Source organism: Leeia speluncae, assembly GCF_020564625.1.
Taxonomy (GTDB): Bacteria; Pseudomonadota; Gammaproteobacteria; order Burkholderiales; family Leeiaceae; genus Leeia; species Leeia speluncae.
Genome location: NZ_JAJBZT010000009.1, coordinates 26090 through 42332, shown reverse-complemented (window position 1 = coordinate 42332; position 16243 = coordinate 26090). Strand labels below are relative to the sequence as shown.

Here is a 16243-nt window from a genome sequence, read left to right as displayed (position 1 = left end):
TATTTCTTCTGACAACCTGAATTGTTATTTAAGGAATCAAGATGGATCCATTAATTGTTAATCTGACGGTATTCGTGCTTGCCGTCTTTGTTGGTTATCACGTGGTATGGAATGTGACACCTGCTTTGCATACGCCATTGATGGCGGTAACGAATGCGGTGTCTGGCATTATCGTGGTTGGCGCTTTGCTACAAGTTGTAGAGATCGATGGCCAACAAATTACGTTAACCAGCGTTTTAGGTGCATTAGCGGTATTACTGGCATCAATTAACATCTTTGGTGGCTTTATGGTCACTCAACGTATGCTAGAAATGTTCAAGAAAAAAGAGCGTAAGAAAGGAAATGCATAATGCAAAACCTATCTTCTCTCTTATATCTAGTCGCATCGGTACTCTTTATTCTGGCTCTGAAAGGCTTATCTAGCCCGACAAGCGCGCGTAAAGGCAATATGTACGGCATCATTGGCATGTTGATTGCCGTTGTTACTACTTTGCTACTAATGGATAAACCGGTATTTGCTTTAATGGCTGGCGCTGTGGTGGTTGGTGGTGCAATCGGCGGAACATTGGCGAAGCGTGTTCAGATGACACAAATGCCAGAGTTGGTTGCTGCGATGCACTCGCTAGTTGGTTTGGCAGCTGTGTTAATTGCTGTTGCGGCGATTTTTCACCACGGCCAAGAGCATACCGGTGCGCAGAAGATCGAACTCTTCATTGGTGCGTTTATTGGCGCGATTACCTTTACTGCGTCGGTGATTGCCTATGGCAAGTTATCTGGTCGTTTCGGTGCAAAACCAATTAACTTCTCTGGTCAGCATTTACTTAACCTGATCTTGGCAGTATCGATGGTTGGGTTTGGTTTTGCCTACTATGCAACCGATAGCCATGCAGCTTTCTTGATCATGTGTGCGATTGCCTTGGTTTTGGGGATGTTGCTGATTGTGCCAATTGGTGGTGCAGATATGCCTGTTGTGGTATCAATGCTAAATAGTTACTCAGGATGGGCGGCTGCCGGTATTGGTTTTACACTAAACAACAGCGTGCTGATCATTGCAGGTGCATGTGTGGGGGCATCAGGTGCGATTCTGTCTTACATCATGTGTAAGGCAATGAACCGCTCGATTATCTCGGTGCTATTGGGTGGCTTTGGCGCCGAAGTAGCGGCGGGCAGCGTATCGACTGGCCCGAAAAACTACAAATCTGGTAGCCCAGAAGATGCGCTATTCATGATGAAAAATGCCGATAGCGTGGTGATCGTGCCTGGTTATGGTTTGGCCGTTGCCCGTGCCCAGCATGCGTTGCAAGAGATGGCAGAGCTACTGCAAGAAGAGGGTGTGAATGTACGCTATGCGATTCACCCGGTGGCGGGTCGTATGCCTGGTCATATGAACGTCTTGCTAGCTGAAGCTGAAGTGCCTTACGAGCATGTATTGGAAATGGAAGAAATCAATAATGATTTCTCCTCTACCGATGTGGTGCTAGTGATTGGCGCGAACGATGTGGTCAACCCTGCCGCAAAAACCGATCCGGCCAGCCCGATTTATGGGATGCCGATTCTGGAAGCGCACAAGGCACGTACCATCTTGGTGGTAAAACGTTCGATGGCCGCAGGTTATGCAGGCCTAGATAATGATCTTTTCTACATGGACAAAACCATGATGGTATTTGGCGATGCGAAAAAGGTTGTTGAAGATATGGTGAAGTCTTTTCACTAAGTCTTGAGTAGATTGTTTCAGGGCAACCCCATTTGAAGTCATTCAAATGGGGTTTTCTTTTTTCATAAAAGATGATCTAAGCTGCAATCCCCCTCTATAGCCTACTTCTTCGTCATGATAAACTAAGGTTTTGGGTTAGTTGGGTCAGATAGATGGCAATTTTAGTCACGGGCGGTGCAGGGTTTATTGGCGGTAACTTTGTATTAGATTGGTTGGCAGGCGCTGATGAGCTAGTGATCAATCTAGATAAGCTTACCTATGCTGGTAATTTAGACACCCTGAAGTCACTAGAAGGCAATGCTTCTCATGTTTTTGTGAGAGGGGATATTGGTGATAAAACACTGGTTTCTGAACTGCTTAATCGCTTTCAACCGCGTGCGATCATTAATTTTGCTGCTGAATCGCATGTCGACCGTTCGATTCATGGACCTGCCGATTTTATTCAAACGAATATTGTCGGTACTTTCAATTTATTGGAGTGCGCGAGAGCTTATTGGAATGAATTAGGTGAAGCGCTTAAGGCAAATTTCCGATTCCTGCATGTTTCTACTGATGAAGTATATGGTTCATTGGCTTCTGATGCGCCTGCATTTACAGAAAACCACCCGTTCGAGCCAAACAGCCCGTATTCCGCCAGCAAAGCAGCGAGTGATCATCTAGTCAGGGCATGGTTTCACACCTATGGTTTCCCTGTGCTGACGACCAATTGTTCTAACAACTATGGCCCGTATCATTTCCCTGAAAAGCTAATTCCGCTAATGATCCTAAATGCCCTAGCCGGCAAAGATCTACCCGTTTATGGGGATGGGCAGCAGATTCGCGATTGGTTGTATGTAAAAGACCATTGCAGTGCGATTCGCGCTGTACTTGCCAACGGTAAATTGGGTGAGACCTACAATGTGGGTGGTTGGAATGAAAAAGCCAATTTGTCGGTGGTGCATACTATTTGTGATCTGCTGGATGAACTACAGCCCAAAGCAGTTGGCATGTCTTATCGTGAACAAATTCGATATGTAAAGGATCGCCCGGGCCACGATCGTCGTTATGCCATTGATGCACGTAAGTTGGAAAGCGAACTAGGCTGGCGTCCTGCTGAAACATTTGAATCTGGCATCCGTAAAACCGTGCAATGGTATTTAGATAATCAAGCATGGGTAAGCAATGTAGTGAGCGGCAATTACCAAACTTGGATTGAACAACAGTATGGCCACTAAACCCAAGTTATTGATCCTTGGCGCGAACGGACAGGTTGGTTTCGAGCTAAAACGTGCAATGGCTTTGCATGGTGTGGTGACTGTCGCTGATCGCGCACGCGCTGATTTTACCCAGCCAGATGCTCTTGCCAACTACGTGGTGTCTGTTTCTCCTGATGTCATCATCAATGCTGCCGCGTACACGGCGGTTGATAAAGCAGAGAGCGATGTTGAGACAGCGCACTTAGTCAATGCAAGTGCAGTGGGCAAATTAGCCGACGTCGCAAAACAGCTAGATGCTTTACTGATTCACTATTCAACAGATTACGTATTTGCAGGCACAGGCAATTTGCCCTATCAAGAGTCTGATCCGATTGCACCGGCGAATGTCTATGGACAAACGAAAGCCGAAGGGGAGGTTGCAATCAGACAGGCTGGTTGCAAACACCTGATCTTTCGCACTTCTTGGGTGTATGGCGTACACGGCGGCAATTTCCTAAAAACCATGTTACGGTTAGCCAAAGAGAGAGAAAGCTTAAGTGTGGTGGCAGATCAAATTGGCGCACCCACTTCTGCCGCCTTGATTGCGGATGTGACAGCCATGGTCGTGCATCAATACATGCAAGCAGACCCAACTAGCTTTTCGTATGGTATTTATCATCTAGTCCCTAGCGGGCAAACCAACTGGCATGCTTATGCTAAATTGGCGATTCAAACGGCGTTGCATGCTGGATGGCCGGTAAAGGTGGATCCAGACAACATTCAGCCGATCCCTACCTCTGCCTATCCTGTGCCAGCGAAACGCCCTGCCTGGTCGGTGATGTCCAATCAAAAACTAGCGCATACCTTTGGATTGACGCTGCCAGATTGGCAATCTCAAGTGACAGAAACAACGCGATTAATTGTGGAGTTAGCAAAATAACATGACAACTAGCCCAAAACGTAAAGGGATTATCCTTGCTGGTGGTAGCGGTACAAGACTATATCCTGCGACCACGTCTGTCAGTAAACAGCTCTTACCGATTTACGACAAGCCAATGATTTACTACCCGCTAACCACGTTGATGCTAGCCGGTATCCGCGAGATTCTGATCATTTCTACGCCACAAGATACTCCGCGCTTCCAGCAATTATTGGGAGACGGACATCAGTGGGGGATTGAGCTCAGTTATGCCGTACAACCTAGCCCGGACGGGCTCGCCCAAGCCTTTATCATTGGAAAAGCGTTTGTCGGGAGTGATCTATCTGCGTTGGTGCTGGGAGACAATATTTTCTATGGACATGATCTAACCATGCAATTAGAACGAGCGGCAGCGCAAACCGAAGGCGCCTCTGTTTTTGCCTATCATGTAACAGATCCTGAGCGTTATGGTGTGGTGGAGTTTGATGATCAATTCCGTGCGCTAAGCATTGAAGAAAAGCCACTGAAGCCAAAATCTAACTATGCCGTAACGGGATTGTATTTCTATGATCAGTCGGTATGCGATATTGCCGCCAACATCCAACCTTCTGCCCGTGGCGAATTAGAAATTACCGATGTAAATAAAGCCTATCTTGAGGCGGGCAAGCTAAACGTAGAAATCATGGGGCGCGGCTATGCTTGGTTAGATACCGGTACACACGAATCACTACTAGAGGCATCTAGCTTTATCGCCACCTTGCAGAAACGGCAAGGACTGATGGTTGCTTGTCCTGAAGAAGTCGCTTATCGCGCAGGCTGGGTAGATGGAGAACATATTTTGGCGTTGGCTAAACCATTGGCGAAGAATGCCTATGGACAATACTTGCTAAACCTCGTAAAAGACTAACCCTGAGTCAAGACAGGATCCGACATGCCTTACCAAGTAGTAAAAACGGCCATTCCAGAAGTGCTGATTTTAGAGCCAAAAGTATTCGGTGATGACCGAGGTTTCTTCTTTGAAAGCTTCAATCAAGCGCAATTTGAAGAAGCAACGGGTTTAAAACGAACTTTCGTACAAGATAATCACTCGCGCTCATCCAAAGGTGTGCTGCGCGGATTGCATTATCAATTGCCACCACATCCCCAAGGCAAGTTGGTGCGTGTCGTCGCTGGCGAAGTATTTGATGTGGCGGTGGATATTCGTCAAGACTCACCTACCTTTGGGAAATGGGTAGGCGTTATGCTGACCGGCCAAAACCATCGCCAACTATGGGTGCCTGAAGGATTTGCGCATGGGTTTGTCGTGCTATCTGACTCTGCAGACTTTTTATACAAAACGACTGACTACTACATGCCCGCGTTAGAGCGTTGCATTGCTTGGAACGATCCTGACATTGGGATTGACTGGCCGATAGAGGGGATGACCCCAGCGTTATCTGCGAAAGATCAGGTAGGGATGGCCTTAGTTGATGCGATGAGAGACATAGAAACAGTATTGAATACTGAACAAGGTAATGCTTGATAGTTTGTCTTGTTGTCACAGGTAGGGCGACATTGAATGAATACAACACGCAGGTTATTCAATGTCGCCGATCAATTAGAGTTGTTTAATCAGTCGTTGTAACTGCTCTAGAAAACGCGACCTAGCTTTTTCTGGCGTCCAAGGTTCCCAAGGCGTATCACCATAATGAGCAGCAAGAATATCTGCTTCTTTTGGATGGAGACGTATCTTTAGTGTTTGTCGAATTTCTTCCTTGCTCCAGCCAACCACATGTAAGGCTTCTGAGGCGGCGGCTACTCGATCTGCGCGTTTATGTTCCGCTTTATCTTCTACATTCCAGCTAGGTAATCCATAACGTAAAAATACCGCGTGTTCTAGCCTCGTGCTGAGTTTCTTAAAACCTTCCCCCATAAACGGCTTCAGCACCGAAATACAGTCAAAACCTAACAAACCTTCTTCTGCATCATGTAGTAGTTCGCGTAACTGCTGTAGGGGGGATAAGTTTCCCTTGTTCATTTCCTGACGAAGTAGCATCACCGCAATGGAATGTTGAGCAACGGATAAAGGTAGCGGCCATGCTGAATGCCCCCCCCAACGGTAGGTTCTTGCGAGGCCTAGTGCTAAATCCTCGTCTTCCCAATCAAAAGGGGTCGGGTTTAATAAGTCTAATCGTTTGCCTGATGGCATGCGCACCCATGCGCGTTGGCTAGTGTTACTCATAAAATACGAATTCAAATCAATTAAAACGGAGAAGGAGGGACCCATTTCCCTTGGTAATCTAGAGAAATACCATTGCTAATTAGCGGGAGCGATGCTTTGCCGGTTAGTTGGTAAGGTAAACCAATCGTTGGATTCTTTACCCATGTTCTAAAAGTAGGCACTAGCTTATATAGGTTAGTCGATAGTAATAGCGTTACTTTGCCTTCTCCCTTGGCTGGAAGATTGACTTGCTCTGTCGATGCACCAGAAATAACGCCTTGTTGGTTAATGCTCAAATCGATGGCCAGTTTTGTGATTGGAATCGTAAAACCATTTGGATTTTTTAGCGTCAGCGTAACGGCAAGTGTTTGGCTATTGGCGTCTAGTTGTTTTAACTCGATAGCGACCGAACTGATGGTTGGTTTTTCAATTTTATTTTTTAAACTAGCACAGCCCGCTAGAAAAACTGAAAAACAGAAAAGAAGAAAAGTTGTGAAGGATGAACGCATGCTAACACCGATGGCATACAAAAACATATTGTACGCCATCGGGAAATATCACACTACTAGACTGATGGCTAATCCCCACATTACTGTGCCGACAATCACATCTAAAATGCGCCATGCAATTGGTTTGGCAAAGAGTGGGGCTAATAATCTTGCGCCATAACCTAAAGAGATAAACCATAAGCAAGAAGCTGTCATTGAACCGAGTGCAAACCACCATTTTGCAATACCACCATGTTGTCCACCGATGGAGCCAAGTAAGACGACAGTGTCTAAATACACGTGTGGGTTTAGTAGCGTAATAGCTAGCACGGTGGCTAATGCCTCTTTAACGCCTATCGCTTTAATTGGGGCACTAGCATCTAACGAGTCATTTTTAAAAGCGGCTTTCCATGCGTTGAGCCCATACCAAAATAAAAAGAGCGCACCGCCATATTTAGCGAATTTCATTAAGATGGGGGTTTTTTCAATCAATGCGCCCATTCCTGCAACGCCTGCAGCTATTAATGCCATATCGCAAATAATGCAAACGAGGACGGTTAAGCTCACATGTTGTTTTTTTAGGGCTGTACGCAGAACATAAGCATTCTGACCGCCAATAGCCATGATTAAACCACCACCTAGCCCCATGCCTTGTAAATAAACGGGTAAAAACATAATGCACTCCTTGTTCGTTGAAGGCATTGTCAGTCATTGCATCTTTATTTGAAATAATATTTAATAAATCTACTGAATCATTAATTTTTCTTAATATTGGTGGCGGCATGGATGTTTTAGATTTCATCGACTTGAAACAAGCTGAAGCATTAATGGCGGTGGCAGAAACAGGAAGCTTCGAGCAAGCGGCGGCACAACTTTTTGTTACCCCATCCGCAATTTCTCAGCGAATTAAGCTAATGGAAACGCGATTAGGGAAGCCGCTTGTTGTGCGAACTAGGCCTATTCGGGTAACACCCCATGGGCAGCGGGTGTTGCAATATCTGCACCGAGCAAAGTTATTGGCAACCGAACTGGCGAATGACTTAGTTGGCGATCAAGAGGATATGCTGAGTGTGGCACTGGCGGTGAATGCCGACACGCTAAGTAGTTGGTTTTTGCCTGCCTTATCGGATTTTCTGATTAAGGAAAATATTCTGGTCGATTTGACTGTGGATGATCAGGATTACACTCATGAACTACTCAAAGCAGGGATGGCCATTGGCTGCGTGACGGCAGAAGTCGAGCCAATGAAAGGCTGTGTGGCGGTGCCATTAGGGAGTATGCGCTACCGAGCCGTTTGTTCGAAGGCATATCAGGCGAGATGGTTATCCGATGGCACTACTCGAGAATCTTTGCGTAAAGCGCCTGTACTTGTTTTTAATAATAAAGATCGCTTGCAGGCAGACTGGTTGATTACTCATTTTGGCTTAACAGAAGGTAGTTATCCCTGCCATTATTTGCCTGCATCAGAACCCTATCTTCAAGCGGTTTCACTTGGTTTGGGATGGGGAATGCTGCCTGAGGTGCAAATGGCACCTTGGTTAGACCGCGCAGAATTTTTTGAAATCTATCCCGATCATCCTGTAGATGTGTATCTGTATTGGCATCATTGGCAATTGCAAACCCCAAAAATGGAACGGCTATCAAAGCATATCGTAGAGATGGCGCGGCAATATCTCATTCAACCCTGATTAGGCGTAAAAAAATACCCCGCTCATGGCGGGGTTTCAGTCATCGCAGGCACCGGAGACGCCTGCGTGTCGGGTATGGGATTTATTCATTTTTTATCCCATTGGTAAGAGGGGACCAACCCGGGATGATGTTTGGTTTTCTCATTCATTGCTGCAACAATTAATGTACCAAGTGGGGGAGTCATCATCCCGGTGGCAATGAATGCTCAGACTTTATTTGCTGAATCGTGTAGGTAGCGAATCTGGCATTCATTTCTAAACTGTTCGTCTGTTATCGCTGTTGCTTTATATTTAGCAAATGCCGTGCCAGATGTTGTGTATTCTCAGAAGAAATCTAACTATCTAATAAAATCAATAAGATAGCGTTTTATTGCGGGTGAATTTTCTTTCTTGGATAATTTCATTGATTGGATTTTGTTTCAAATGAATGTTTCATTGTTTTATACTTTGAAACATGAAACAAGGTGGGAAATGAAATGCCTTCTAGAAAACCACGTATAGCAATCATTGCCTACAGGCGTTTAGCTGCCTTAGCTAGGTCTGTCCTATCAGATTATTCTGGTTATCTGGATGTTCAAGTGTTGGATATGCCTGCAGAGGCGGCATTTCATGAACTTTCTCTGCGATCATCAACCTCGTTGCCACCTGACGTATTAATTGCTGCCAGTGCTAACGCACGATGGCTAAAGGCGAATACCAATTATCCTGTTTCTATTATCAAAGTCACGGGGTTTGATCTACTGCTGGCCATACAGCAAGCGCAGCAATTGGCTCTTACCAATGGAGCAACGATCTTATTGCTAGCAAAACATGCACTAGTCAGCGTGTTTGAGTCATTTCGTGGTCTATTATCCATCCCTGTTGAAGTTGTTGAGTTTCAAGATAATGCAGAAGCATTATCGATTCTTGCTGACTACCGACAACGGCAAAAAAAATACGTCGTTGTCGGGTCTAGTATTGTTGCTGATTGGGCTGAGCAGCAGGGATTGCCTGCGGTAATCATCTATTCAATTGATGCGTTAAAACGTGCCATTGATGAGGGCATCGCCTTAGCAAAAGTAACGACAGACCAAGAGGAGAAGCGTGGGCAATTAAATCAAATTGTGAAAGGCTTATCAGAAGGTGTCATTGCAGTGGATGCCCATGAATGCATACAGACGATTAATGATGCGGCTGCCAATTTATTTAATAGCTCGTCTGATCGATTGTTTGGTAGGAAGCTGTCAGACGTTCAACCATTACTTTCGCTAGCCGAAGTATTGCAGAGTGGTGAGTCTCAGTTAGATTTAGTGGTCAGTGTGGGGCAAAGACGGCTAATTACCCATCGCACGCCGATGATCGAGCATGGGCAGCAAAGAGGGGCGCTACTCACCTTTCAAGAGGCCTCGCGTATCGAGCAGGCAGATCGGACATTGCGCCATCAGGTTAGTCGAAAACAGTTTTCGGCAAAGTATCAATTAGAAGATATTGTCGGTGGCTCCCCACAAATTCAACATTCAAAAGAATTGGCCACTTTATATGCGCCAAGTGATGCATCAGTACTTATCTTGGGTGAGTCGGGTACGGGTAAAGAGTTATTTGCTCAGGGGATTCATCTAAAATCACAAAGAAAATCTAGCCCCTTTGTTGCGGTGAATTGTGCGGCATTTCCTGAGACATTATTGGAGTCCGAATTATTTGGTTACGAAGAGGGCGCTTTTACTGGTAGTCGAAAGGGTGGCAAAGCCGGCTTAATAGAACTCGCTCATAAAGGAACGATTTTTCTCGATGAAATTGGTGATATGCCACTCGCGCTTCAGACTAGGTTGCTTCGTGTTTTACAAGAAAAAGAAGTGCTAAGGCTGGGGGCTAGCGAACCGATTTATGTCGATGTCAGGGTGATTGCCGCAACGCATGCCAATCTATTAGAAAAAGTAAAAGCACAAACTTTCAGGGCCGACTTATTCTATCGACTCAACATCCTATCACTTCATCTCTCACCACTTAGGATGCGGGCTGGGGATATTCGTCAATTGATCTCCCACTTTGTGGTTCAGTTTATGCGCCGATCTGCTGTTTATATTGATCCAAACGAGTTATCGAAAGTGTTTTGGAGCCTAGCCGAGCATTACCATTGGCCGGGAAATGTGCGTGAGCTTGAAAATTTAATCGAACGAACCGTGGTTTATGTCACAGCATTAGGAAAAATCGACTACGCAGCAATGGCAGACATTTTGCCAGAGTTGCGTATCGAGAAATCAACTATAACACCAGAAAAAGTAGATTCAACTACTAGCTTGGAAGATGCATTACAGCAAACAGGAGGCGACTTGCAGGCAACAGCCGCCCTCTTAGGTATTAGCCGAACCACGCTTTGGCGAAAGCTCAAATTACGGGATGTTGGGAGATAAAGGCACAATATGCAGCGTGTCTTTGCTGTCTACGTTTAATAAATGAAACTCTCTATCCGTTAAATGACTAGCCTCCGCTGTGGAGGAGGCTCTTTTCAGAATGCATCGAAAGTTTGGTAATTGTTGGTTGGCCACCAAGTAGCTAATATGTGGCAGCTCTGCCGTGTTTGTTTCTGCTTCAAGTATCGGCTTTGCTGTTTCATTCGTCGATTCTTTGATGATTCGCAAGTCATCTATGTATGCTTCGAGTGTGGCTCCCCCATCGAAAATGTCGATATATCCTTGGTACTGCAATCCTTCTGCTTCCAGCATTTTCCTTGCGGGTGCAGTGTTTTGATGTACTTTGCCGATGACGGCCTGAGCGTCTTCAGAAAGTAAACTCGTGTAGATCGGAAATTTCGGCATTAACTCTGCGATAAATTGTTTGTCCCCCACGCCTGATAGATAATCCGCTTTTGCGAACTCCATTGAAAAGAAATGTTTTCCAAGGCTTTCCCAAAAAGGAGATAGCCCATTTTCATCGGATACGCCCCGCATTTCTGCTACGACTTTCTGGCCAAACGCCTCACGAAACACGTTTATAAATAGCAACCGAGATTTCGAGAGTAACTGCCCATTCTGATTGCCTCTTGCTGCCGGCGCTAAAAATAAGGTACATAGTTCGCTATGCCCTGTATGGTCATTTGATAAAAATAAAGTAGGTACATGCTGTGCCACGCCCAAGCTTGCGGACATGTGGCTTACCGTGCCAACGCGATAGTTGTACCACGGTGTGGATAGCCCAAGTGCTACTTCAATCCCGCATACCCCAACCGGTTCGTCATTACTATCAGCTAAAACAAAAAGATAGCCTTGATCAGCTTGTTCTGCTGTTTGTCGAAAGGTCTGAATGCTCCGCTCAATCCGCGCTTTCAATTGCTCTCTATTGGGTTGCAGGGACGTTAAGCCCGTGCCTGCCTCATTCGCTAGCGCAATTAAGCCATCAAGATCTTTTATTGCTACAGGGCGAATTAACATATAATGTCCTCTTCAACTTGCTGGGTGCTAAGTGCTGATGAGTTTCGTTTAGGTAGGAAAATTTCTGCAATCATGCATCTAGCCCCGCCACCACCAAGAGTCTCAATAGTTTCTAAATTGGCGATCACTGGTTGGGCTTGTTTCTCAATTAATTTCTTTTGATGAGTGTTAAATGCGTGCCAAGCGCGTTCTGATAGCGCAAGAACTGGTTCGTGTGCTCGATTGTGCAACGCTAAAACATTGCCACAGAATTGCTGCATTTGCTCATACGTGATGTCGATGAGTACTCTATTTTCAGAGACTAAACGCTGTCGAATAAATGCTTGTTGATGTGGGTTTTTGATGGCCTCCATACAGACAACCGCAATCGTTTTGCCGACAGACATCATTACATTGGTGTGGTAGATGGCCTGATTATTTTTGTCTACCGCATCAAACCAATACGCTTTTGTGCCTAGCGTTTGGTTTAGACGTTCCATTACATGGGGATGTGATCGTAAGGATCTGCAAATGAAAGCCAAATCCTGTGCATGATCAAACACCATAACCCCAGTGCCTTCATGAAATTTTCCTTCTCGCTCAAATAGGCTTAAATCTACAACTTGTTCAATTTCAAAATGTCTTGCTAATCCTTCAATAATGTCCATGCGGCGTTCCAGTCGCCTATTACTCGCTGCCATCGGATATAAAACGACTGTTCCATCAGAATGGGTGGTGAACCAATTGTTAGGGAAGCATGCATCTGGTTTAACTGGGTGCGGAGTGTCATCCACAAGATGCACATGAATACCTGCATCAACTAACTTTGCTGCATATGCGTCGAATTCCTTCATCGCAGCGACTTCTGGCATGACATCCATCTGTGTTTTACGTTGAAATGCGTTACTCGAAGCGGTTTCAACATTGCAGGAGAAATTCGCAGGTCTAATCATGAGGATGTCAGAAGTGGTTTGCATATGCTCAATGCCAATTGCTGGTTTGAAAGCAATATTTTCTGATACCTAACAAATTGAAATGCGTGGTTTCGGATGGAAAGGACAGCGGGTTTATGCTGTTTTTAACGGATAAAGCAGCATGAATGGTGGAAAGATGGATGCAAACCAATTAGACCGAATTGACCATAAGATTTTAGAAGTCTTAGCCAAAGATGGACGGATTAGTTATCAAAAGCTAGCGGATCAAGTCTGTTTAACTGCTCGGCCATGCCAAGAACGGGTGAGGAAACTAGAAAAGCTTGGTGTGATTCAAGGGTATCAAGCCGTCATCGCTAAGCCAGATCGGGAAGATGGCTTAATTTTGCTACTGCAAGTAATCATGGATACCCAGCAAAACCGATCTTCATTTGCGGCATTCGAACAAAAACTAGCAAAACATCCTGCTGTCGTTAATGCGTGGTTGGTTGGTGGTGCGATTGATTATTTCATCAGGCTTCGCTGTAAAGACATGGAAGCCTATCAGACAATCTGTAACGAGTGGCTATCCGATCCGAAATTGGCGATTAGTCGCATTGTATGCGCACCAGAAATGCAAGTGATCAAATAGCCATCTAATAAACTAGGCTTTGCTAGTTATCTACGAGCGATTCTAATCGTACCAACAAATTGTTCTCCTTTTATCAGCATAGGAGAGTGCTCTTGGATATTGCCATTTTCAACACAAGCAAAGCTATCCCAATGATCTGGTCCAATATCCCCCATTGAACTGCCAAGTTGTTCACCAGGGTTCCACACGATGGCATTCTGAAAACCAAGTGAACTAATCTGAATACGCTGATTATTAGTGTTTAAAACACATTCACCTTTTACATCTTTGTAAACACGATCAACTTCGCCGCTAAAAGAAACATCGCCAATTTGCTTTTGGATAGAAGAATTGGTTTTATCAAAATACATCTTGCCATTTAAACCAGAGATACTTGTCTGGTTGATTGAAGTCACAGGAAAGTAACTGTGTAATGCAATGCCGTAACGTTCAGGAATTTCACCTGTATGGGTAAAACGCACTTGTAGCAAGATATCCTCACCAAGCGTCATCTCTAATTCCATATTGGATGCGTAGGGTGGGTATGCTGGGTTGGAGGCAAGAGTCCAGTTGATTTTGGCTTGATGTTCAAATACCTGAATTTGAGTGCACTGCCATTCACTGGTACGGGCGTAGCCATGTGCAGGATATTTTTCTTCGCCGTCATGTGCACCGAACCATGGCCAGCAAATCGGTATGCCGCCACGAATTGCTTTGCCTTTTGCAAACTTGGCGTTTGGAGATAGCCAAAGCAAGTCTGTTTGATCAGCTGGTATGTAACTGAGTAATTGCGCACCTTGGGTAGAAATAACGGCTTGTCCCCATGGGGCATTCATTGTTAACAGGGTTAATTCACCTTCATTCGTAATGGAAAAATAAGGTGAAGACTCAATTAAGGCTTGAAGGCTCATCGTTACGCCATTTCGATCAAAAGGTTTAATTGCAAAAAGTATGTAAAAAAGGCCTGTCAAGAGACAGGCCTTTTACGCATCACAACGCTAGATTAACCTAGTAGGTGAGCAACGCCTGCGCGCTCTTCTTCTAGTTCTGCTAGTGTATGGTTCATGCGGTCACGGCTGAATTCGTCGATTTCCAAGCCTTCAACGCGCTTGTATTCGCCGTTTTCACAAGTAACTGGAACACCGTAGATAACGCCTTCAGGGATGCCATAAGAGCCATCTGAAGGAATACCCATCGTAACCCATTTACCATTCGTGCCTAGTACCCAGTCACGGATGTGATCAATTGCTGCATTTGCTGCAGATGCAGCAGAAGACAAGCCACGTGCTTCGATGATCGCTGCGCCACGCTTACCAACGGTAGGTAAGAAGTTCGTGCGGTTCCACTCTTCATCATTGATCAAGGTTTTCAAGCTTTCGCCGCCAACGGTCGCAAAACGGTAGTCTGCGTACATGGTTGGGCTATGGTTACCCCAAACAACCATGTTTTCAATTTCTGCAACTGCTTTACCAGATTTTGCAGCCAATTGAGACAATGCGCGGTTGTGATCAAGACGCAACATTGCGGTGAAATTCTTAGCAGGAAGATCAGGTGCGCTCTTCATTGCAATATATGCATTGGTGTTTGCTGGGTTACCAACAACCAATACTTTAACGTCGCGGCTAGCAACGTCATTCAATGCTTTACCTTGAACGGTAAAGATCTTTGCATTTTCTTGTAGCAAGTCTTTACGTTCCATGCCTGGGCCACGTGGACGTGCGCCAACTAGCAAAGCAACGTCAGCATCTTTGAATGCTACGTTAGGATCATCAGTGCCTACCATGCCAGCTAGCAGAGGGAATGCGCAATCTTCAAGTTCCATCATCACGCCTTTAAGCGCTTGTTGAGCTTTCTCAACTGGAACTTCTAATAGCTGAAGAATAACTGGCTGATCTTTGCCTAGCATTTCACCGCTAGCAATACGGAACAACAAGCTATAACCGATTTGGCCGGCTGCGCCGGTCACTGCAACACGTACAGGTGCTTTCATGAGGATTCGTGCTCCAACGTTGTCTGCTAAGTAGTCTTACCCAATTTATAAAACTGAGCGAATACCCCGCAGGTGAGTCATAAGGATTGCCTAACATAAAATTGTTGCATAACAGCAACTTGGCAACACTTTGATTTTGCACGTTATATAGAAGGGGGCGTGCATTCTTAAACAACCGCATTAAGTCTAGCACGTTGACCCTATTTTGACGATACCCAAACAGGGGTAAATCATGTAAGATTTGCTTACTGTCTTATGTCTTATATAAGATAAGGGTAGACAGTTAAACTATAGGGTGATAAAAATGCAGCATCAAATAAAAGACGTGCAATTTTTGCCGCTGTATCAGCAAGTTAGATTTCAATTGCTGCAAAAAATTTCGGATTCTGTTTGGCTTGCTGGAGAAATGATTCCCTCGGAGTTTGCATTGGCAGACGAGTTTACGGTGAGTCAAGGAACGGTAAGAAAAGCATTAAATGTACTGGTGGCTGAAGGGTTGCTGGTAAGGAGGCAAGGTGTTGGGACGTTTGTTTCCGACTGGCCTGAAGAGTGGGGTGATGCAAGGTTGGTTTTTCATGGGGCAGAGTTTTCTAGCCTGAAAGATCGAATTGAACCAGAGTTACTTTCTTGTTCTAAAGGCATCGCAACGGATCGAGTCGCAGAAGGGCTCGGTATAAAACGTAACACTCCTGTGATAAATATTCGTCGAGCTTGGCGGCTATCTGGGCAGTTGGTTGCATTTGATGAAGTTACATTAGATGCATCACGGTTTGATCGAGTAGATGCAAGACTGATCAAACAACACGCCGGAAAGTTATATAAGCTTTACTTAGCAGAGTTTGGTGTAAGGGTTTCTGCAGCAACCGAGTGGTTCATGGCTGCAGGCAGTATAGAGGCGGATTGGGTTCGATTTACCGATAACGTCCCTGTGCTAAAAGTGGAGCGTTGTACAACAGAAATGAATGCTACGATTTTTGAGTGGCGTCGGATCTGGGTAGACTCAAGAAGGTGCATGTACCGCAGTGCTTAGCTTCAAAAGAGCAAAGAATTGTATGGACAGGCTGGTGCTGTTTACTAAAATTTGAGAAACATTTGTTTTACGTCGCTTCTTGGCAAGGAAATTTGTTAAAATCGACATGTT

At 45.1% G+C, this 16243-nt stretch carries 17 protein-coding genes; 10 read left to right on the top strand and 7 right to left on the bottom strand.

Annotated features, from left to right (window positions below; all coding sequences use genetic code 11):
• The first annotated feature begins 41 nt into the window (after positions 1 to 41).
• From LIN78_RS14540 to rfbC, 6 genes are all read left to right on the top strand, one after another.
• Complete coding sequence (locus LIN78_RS14540) at positions 42 to 350, top strand: proton-translocating transhydrogenase family protein (protein ID WP_227181585.1); 309 nt, start codon at positions 42 to 44, stop codon at positions 348 to 350.
• Positions 350 to 1714, top strand: coding sequence for an NAD(P)(+) transhydrogenase (Re/Si-specific) subunit beta (locus LIN78_RS14535; protein ID WP_227181584.1), 1365 nt, complete (start codon positions 350 to 352; stop codon positions 1712 to 1714). The genes LIN78_RS14540 and LIN78_RS14535 overlap by 1 nt, the downstream gene beginning before the upstream one ends.
• A gap of 152 nt (positions 1715 to 1866) precedes the next feature.
• A complete protein-coding gene (rfbB, locus tag LIN78_RS14530) occupies positions 1867 to 2928 on the top strand; it encodes a dTDP-glucose 4,6-dehydratase (protein WP_227181583.1) in 1062 nt (353 codons plus the stop codon).
• Complete coding sequence (rfbD, locus tag LIN78_RS14525) at positions 2918 to 3829, top strand: dTDP-4-dehydrorhamnose reductase (RefSeq protein ID WP_227181582.1); 912 nt, start codon at positions 2918 to 2920, stop codon at positions 3827 to 3829. The genes rfbB and rfbD overlap by 11 nt, the downstream gene beginning before the upstream one ends.
• Before the next feature lies 1 nt (position 3830).
• Positions 3831 to 4715 (top strand): glucose-1-phosphate thymidylyltransferase RfbA, encoded by an 885-nt coding sequence (gene rfbA / locus LIN78_RS14520; RefSeq protein WP_227181581.1) that lies wholly within the window; start codon positions 3831 to 3833, stop codon positions 4713 to 4715.
• A gap of 24 nt (positions 4716 to 4739) precedes the next feature.
• Entirely contained in the window at positions 4740 to 5330 is a 591-nt protein-coding gene (gene rfbC, locus LIN78_RS14515; protein ID WP_227181580.1) for a dTDP-4-dehydrorhamnose 3,5-epimerase, read from the top strand.
• Positions 5331 to 5405: 75 nt separating this feature from the next.
• Here rfbC and LIN78_RS14510 read toward each other — a convergent pair whose 3' ends face one another.
• Genes LIN78_RS14510 through LIN78_RS14500 form a run of 3 tightly spaced genes read right to left on the bottom strand, consistent with a single transcriptional unit; the run spans position 5406 to position 7171 of the window.
• Entirely contained in the window at positions 5406 to 6029 is a 624-nt protein-coding gene (locus tag LIN78_RS14510) for a phosphohydrolase (protein WP_227181579.1), read from the bottom strand.
• 20 nt (positions 6030 to 6049) lie between these two features.
• Positions 6050 to 6517, bottom strand: coding sequence for an LEA/WHy family protein (locus LIN78_RS14505; protein ID WP_227181578.1), 468 nt, complete (start codon positions 6515 to 6517; stop codon positions 6050 to 6052).
• Between the two features lie 48 nt (positions 6518 to 6565).
• On the bottom strand, positions 6566 to 7171 hold the full coding sequence (locus tag LIN78_RS14500) for a LysE/ArgO family amino acid transporter (RefSeq protein WP_227181577.1): 606 nt from the start codon (positions 7169 to 7171) through the stop codon (positions 6566 to 6568).
• A gap of 107 nt (positions 7172 to 7278) precedes the next feature.
• Between LIN78_RS14500 and LIN78_RS14495 the strand changes: the two genes are divergently transcribed.
• Complete coding sequence (locus LIN78_RS14495) at positions 7279 to 8184, top strand: LysR family transcriptional regulator ArgP (protein ID WP_227181576.1); 906 nt, start codon at positions 7279 to 7281, stop codon at positions 8182 to 8184.
• A 476-nt stretch (positions 8185 to 8660) separates the two neighbouring features.
• Positions 8661 to 10574 (top strand): sigma 54-interacting transcriptional regulator, encoded by a 1914-nt coding sequence (locus LIN78_RS14490; protein WP_227181575.1) that lies wholly within the window; start codon positions 8661 to 8663, stop codon positions 10572 to 10574.
• On the opposite strand, the gene astA is transcribed toward LIN78_RS14490, so the two are convergent.
• Positions 10554 to 11591, bottom strand: a complete 1038-nt coding sequence (gene astA, locus LIN78_RS14485) for an arginine N-succinyltransferase (RefSeq protein ID WP_227181574.1) — start codon at positions 11589 to 11591, stop codon at positions 10554 to 10556. The two genes, LIN78_RS14490 and astA, sit on opposite strands and share 21 nt — an antisense overlap.
• Positions 11585 to 12547 carry a citrulline utilization hydrolase CtlX gene (gene ctlX, locus LIN78_RS14480; RefSeq protein ID WP_227181573.1) on the bottom strand — a complete coding sequence of 321 codons (963 nt, stop codon included), beginning with the start codon at positions 12545 to 12547 and terminating at the stop codon, positions 11585 to 11587. The genes astA and ctlX overlap by 7 nt, the downstream gene beginning before the upstream one ends.
• A 118-nt stretch (positions 12548 to 12665) precedes the next feature.
• Here ctlX and LIN78_RS14475 point away from each other — a divergent pair, with 118 nt between their 5' ends.
• Complete coding sequence (locus LIN78_RS14475; protein WP_227181572.1) at positions 12666 to 13133, top strand: Lrp/AsnC family transcriptional regulator; 468 nt, start codon at positions 12666 to 12668, stop codon at positions 13131 to 13133.
• A gap of 26 nt (positions 13134 to 13159) precedes the next feature.
• Here the strand turns inward: LIN78_RS14475 and LIN78_RS14470 are convergent, their stop codons facing one another.
• Complete coding sequence (locus tag LIN78_RS14470; RefSeq protein WP_227181571.1) at positions 13160 to 14023, bottom strand: D-hexose-6-phosphate mutarotase; 864 nt, start codon at positions 14021 to 14023, stop codon at positions 13160 to 13162.
• Between the two features lie 92 nt (positions 14024 to 14115).
• A complete protein-coding gene (locus tag LIN78_RS14465; protein WP_227181570.1) occupies positions 14116 to 15102 on the bottom strand; it encodes a malate dehydrogenase in 987 nt (328 codons plus the stop codon).
• A 304-nt stretch (positions 15103 to 15406) separates the two neighbouring features.
• Here LIN78_RS14465 and LIN78_RS14460 point away from each other — a divergent pair, with 304 nt between their 5' ends.
• On the top strand, positions 15407 to 16132 hold the full coding sequence (locus LIN78_RS14460; RefSeq protein WP_227181569.1) for a GntR family transcriptional regulator: 726 nt from the start codon (positions 15407 to 15409) through the stop codon (positions 16130 to 16132).
• Positions 16133 to 16243: the final 111 nt, after the last annotated feature.